Consider the following 4,631-nt stretch of genomic DNA (forward strand, 5'->3'; position numbering starts at 1 on the left):
TTAACATCACAGAGTATCGCCAGAATGGAATCTTTAAACTAGAGCCAGGCGATAACCTAACGCTTTACGATAGATGTTATGTTTTCGAGGATATGAATTATACCAATAAGAATGAGGAAGAGAAGGAGGCAATCTTACAGAGCCTTATGAAGTGGCTGAATTCAATGAATGTTGATTTTAAACTTACAAAAGCAAATGAGTACCGGAATATGAAAGAGTATTTAGAACGCATATTCCATTACCGAAACGGAGATCAGCATCCTCTAATTAAAGAAGGAATTGATAGTTGGAAGGAAGAAAAGCTAATTAGCGATAATGCAGATATTCATCAGGTAAACTACTTGACGATTACTTGTAAAGCATCTACTTTTGAGGATGCGAAAAGTTACTTTAATACCTTAGACACCATGCTAATGAATAACTTTAAGGCTTGGGGTAGTAACCTTCATCGCCTTGATGCGAAAGAAAGGTTTATGGCATTAAGATCCTTTTTCTTCTGTGAAGAGAATAACTTAGAAAGCTTTTCTAAATATCTTCAGAATGGCGACCTACGCAATACGGTATTACCAGCTAGTCTTGAACAAGAGCGTAATTTTATGAGAATTGGGGAACAATACATAACCGTTCTCTTTGGTCACGATTTTTCCTCTTCTATTAGTGACGAGATCATGCATAACATCTCTAAGTTAGGGTATCCTAGCATGGTTACTCTTGATTATGCTCCCGTTGACCGGACCACGTTAAAAGATAAGCTTGCATCAGCTCATACCAATAATGAACGAGCAATTGAAGAGGAGATGGACGCCAAAGCAAAAGCTGGTAGAAAGAGTCTTTCTCCTTCCTATCGAAAAGAGAAGGCGAAGGATGAATTAGAAAGTTACCGAGATCAAGTGGATGCAAACAGTGAGAACGGCTTCTTTCTTGGTTTACTTGTGGTGTTGACGGCTGAAACAGAAGATAAACTAGCCATGAGAATGAAGAGTGTAATGAGCATAGGAAGGGAACAAGGCGTCTTGTTCGATACCTATGATTTCTTGCAATTAAAAGCCTTGCACACGGCCTTGCCCTATGGGGGACGACAGGTGAACCATATGCGCAACTTTCTAACCAGTTCAGTGATTGCTTTCCAACCTTATTACGCCCAAGACATTCAGGAGGAGAATGGTTTTCTCTACGGTCTTAATAAAACCACCAAGCGTGCAGTGATAGCAAATCGAAAAAAACTCAAAAACCCCCACGGAATCATCGTAGGTCATACAGGGAGCGGCAAGTCCATGACCAGTATCAAGATGACAGAAATCGCTCAGACCTTGTTAGCTACAGACGATGATGTGATGATGATTGATCCTCAAGATGAGATGTCTCTTGTCTGCCCTCAGTTTGGTGGCCAGTATCTAGACTTTTCTCCAAAAGGCAATCTATATATGAACGGATTTGAGATCCCAGCGGAAGTCTTCTATGGGGATGAAAATACCAAAAGCGCCTTTGTTACCGATATGACCACATATGCCACCATGTTTTGTGAAGCGGTGATGAACAATATAACCGTTACTCAGGAACATATCTCTATTATCGGCCGTTGCGTAAGGCTCATGTATAACGATGCCTTTAGTAGGAAGAACTTAAAGAACCAACCAACCCTTCGGATTTTGCGGAATAAGTTAAAGCAAGAGATGGAGAAAGCGACCACAGCAGGAGATCAGGAACTCATCCGGGTCATCTACAATTCTTTAGAAGAGTACACGGAAGGAAAGTACAACATGTTCTCAAAAGCGACTAATTTTCAAATCGATAATCGCTTTACCTGCTTTGGCATAAAAAATGTACCGGAGTATATGTGGGAACCGGTCATGGGAACCATCATGAATTTCCTAGCCACAAGGATGGAGTATAACCAATCCATTCAAAGGGCGACTCACTTTATTGTGGATGAAGCGCAAGTGGTATGTCAGCGCCCGACCAGTGCCAAAATGCTTTTATCAAGCGTGGTCACCTTCCGGAAATATGGTGGTATATGCACGTTAGCCCTACAGAACTTAAAGCGAGCCATAGAAAATCCGGATCTCCGGGATGTGTTCTCCAATTGTGAATACAAATGCTTTTTTGATCAGGGCGGGGTGGACGCTGCAGCTCTTGCAGAAATACAGGAATTAAGTACTACGGAGTTTTTAAGTCTTACAGAAGAAAAGCCAGGCCACGGGGTTATGGTCTGGGGGAAGAAAGTCATCCTTTTAGATGGCGAGATCAACCGAAACAATCCTCTGTTTGATCTATTTGACACTAATTTTTTAGCAAAGGCTGAGAAGCAAACCAAAGAAAGTCGCTTAGAGTAGCGGCTTTTTTTGATTGGAAAGGAACTATATGCAGATCAATAAAGAACGAGAAACGAAGATAGAAGTAGAAAAAAAGTTAATTCTTTCAGAGCTACTAGCGGTTTCGAAGGCTAGCCATGCTTTTAATCATAGTTTAAATAGCCTGAATGAAACAGATAGAGAATACGAAGAGCAAGATCGAGGTATCAAGAATCGTTTAAATCCTAAAGAACTCAGGAAGTGGAATCGGCTTAGTAGGAGGAAGAAAGAAACCTATAGAAAGCAAAGCCGAATACCACAAAGCCGGGAATTAACAACTGTCTCTAAGTCAAAGTTACCTACGACAGGAATATCTGAGAAAGCGATAAGCAATTCCAAAAAATCAACAGCAAAGGGAATCAGTAAAGGGATTAGCGCGGGGGCGGGTGGAGTAGGAAGTGAGGCGTTAAAAAGGAGTGCGAATAAGTTTAAAGAGCATTTGGCGGGCAAGGAATGGGAGCGAAAGAATCAAGAGAACTTACGTGTTCTTCAGATAGAGGAAAATAATCATTCAGAGAATCAAACAGCACGCGCTGCTGGAATTGCAACGGCAGTTACGACCCTTGTGACAGGAGCAACCTCAGCTCTAGCGGTGCTTCTAGTTCCCACGATTATAGCCCTAGTTGTTATGGCCACCGTAATCGCAGCGGTGCTTGGCGTAACAGAGAATCAGGGAAGTGGAGCCGAAGCGATTGTACAGGTGGCTAGACAAGAGTATGCAATGGCTTCAAGAAATATAGGAGGAAAGAAGTATAAAGAGTGGTACGACATGAATGCAGATTGGTGCGCAATCTTTTTGTCCTGGTGTGGAAAAGAATGTGGGTATATTGAACAGCAGATTATCCCTAAGACCGCGTCCGTAAGTAATAGTCGCATTTGGTTTAAGGTGCGGAATCAATATCATACAAAGGAAAGTGGCTACAAACCAAAAGCTGGGGATTTTGTCTACTTTGAAAATGGTATGAGCCACATTGGACTGGTAGTGTCCTATGACGAAAGCAAAGACCAGATAGAGACGATTGAGGGAAATAGTGGAAGCTCGACAGGAATTCCTTATCATACGGCAAGCCAAGTGACTAATAACCTTTATTCGAGAAAGACCAGTAGCATAAGTGGATTTGCATGTCCTGACTATCCTGAGAATAATAGTGTCGAGATACCAGAACCCTATGGTACCGTCTATAGCTATATGGGGTGGCAGACAATTACATCGCCTAGCTCTAAGCAATATCAGCTGCGAGAGACGGCAGGTATGCGCTTTGATAAAGACGGGTTTGGAATCATTGATGGTCGCTACGTAATTGCCTGCACCACAAAGTTTGGACAAGTGGGTGATTATATCGACTGGACGTTAGCAAATGGGGAGGTAATAAAGACTGTGGTGGGAGATATTAAGAATCAAAGTGATCCAGGGTGTAATGAATACGGTCACAAAGATGGTGCTTGCGTGGTGGAGTTTGTTGTAGATAAGGATTCTTGGTACGGAACGAGCAAGCATCCGACTAGCTTTCATCCAGAGTGGCGGTCAAGAGTGGTTAGGAGTGATAAGAGAGGAAGTTTTGAAGTATGGAAAGATTTGCAGATTATATCTCAATTGTCTTCGTGTATATGATATCTAAATAGAAGATGAGATAAAGGATGTCTTACTAGTATCTAGTGCTATAGTATATTAATCATAAAATCCTTTATTCTCTAGGAGTAAGTTATGACTTATTATTTTGCGAATTCCTTTCAAGTATCTACTAGATTAATACTTGAAGGGAATATAACTTGCAGTTAACTTTACAGTATTGCGTATAACTTCCATCGGATCAAAAATTGTAGTTCTTAATAATTACATTTTCATTGGTAATAATTACATTATATTTTAAAGTCAAAAAAAACGTGTATAAATATAAAAAGGGTAATAAAAGTTTTAGGAGGTAAAATACGAGTAATTATGATGAGTTCGAGTTAAATTTACAGGGTGAAGGTAATGACGATCAAGGCGCTAATCCAGCAAGTGTTACAGGTGTAAACTGTTGGACTATTGTAATTGGAAGTGTTGTAACAGGTTGTTCGAAAGAATGCCCTAGTGCTAAGTGCACAGTATCTCAGACTAAATGCAACACAACATTAAATTCACAAACTGGTTGCCATTAATAGGTGAACGGTCACACGAAGCTAACTATACATTTAAATGTGGTTTTATACGTACTGTGTCTGAACCGAAAATAAGATAAAAAGTAAGTGACTTATAATCATACGCCCAGAAAACAGAAAAGCATTCCTCTCATAAAA

The 4,631-nt window shown here is 40.6% G+C and carries 2 protein-coding genes; both read left to right on the plus strand.

What is annotated here, in order from left to right; genetic code table 11:
* The coding region (locus tag NHH16_RS15020) for a VirB4-like conjugal transfer ATPase, CD1110 family (RefSeq protein ID WP_262070410.1) at positions 1 to 2,333 on the plus strand (2,333 nt) is incomplete at its 5' end.
* A 28-nt stretch (positions 2,334 to 2,361) separates the two neighbouring features.
* Positions 2,362 to 3,963, plus strand: coding sequence for a CHAP domain-containing protein (locus NHH16_RS15025; RefSeq protein ID WP_262070411.1), 1,602 nt, complete (start codon positions 2,362 to 2,364; stop codon positions 3,961 to 3,963).
* Positions 3,964 to 4,631 lie beyond the last annotated feature (668 nt).

This window comes from Ohessyouella blattaphilus, assembly GCF_024721265.1.
GTDB classification, from domain to species: domain Bacteria; phylum Bacillota; class Clostridia; order Lachnospirales; family Lachnospiraceae; genus Aequitasia; species Aequitasia blattaphilus_A.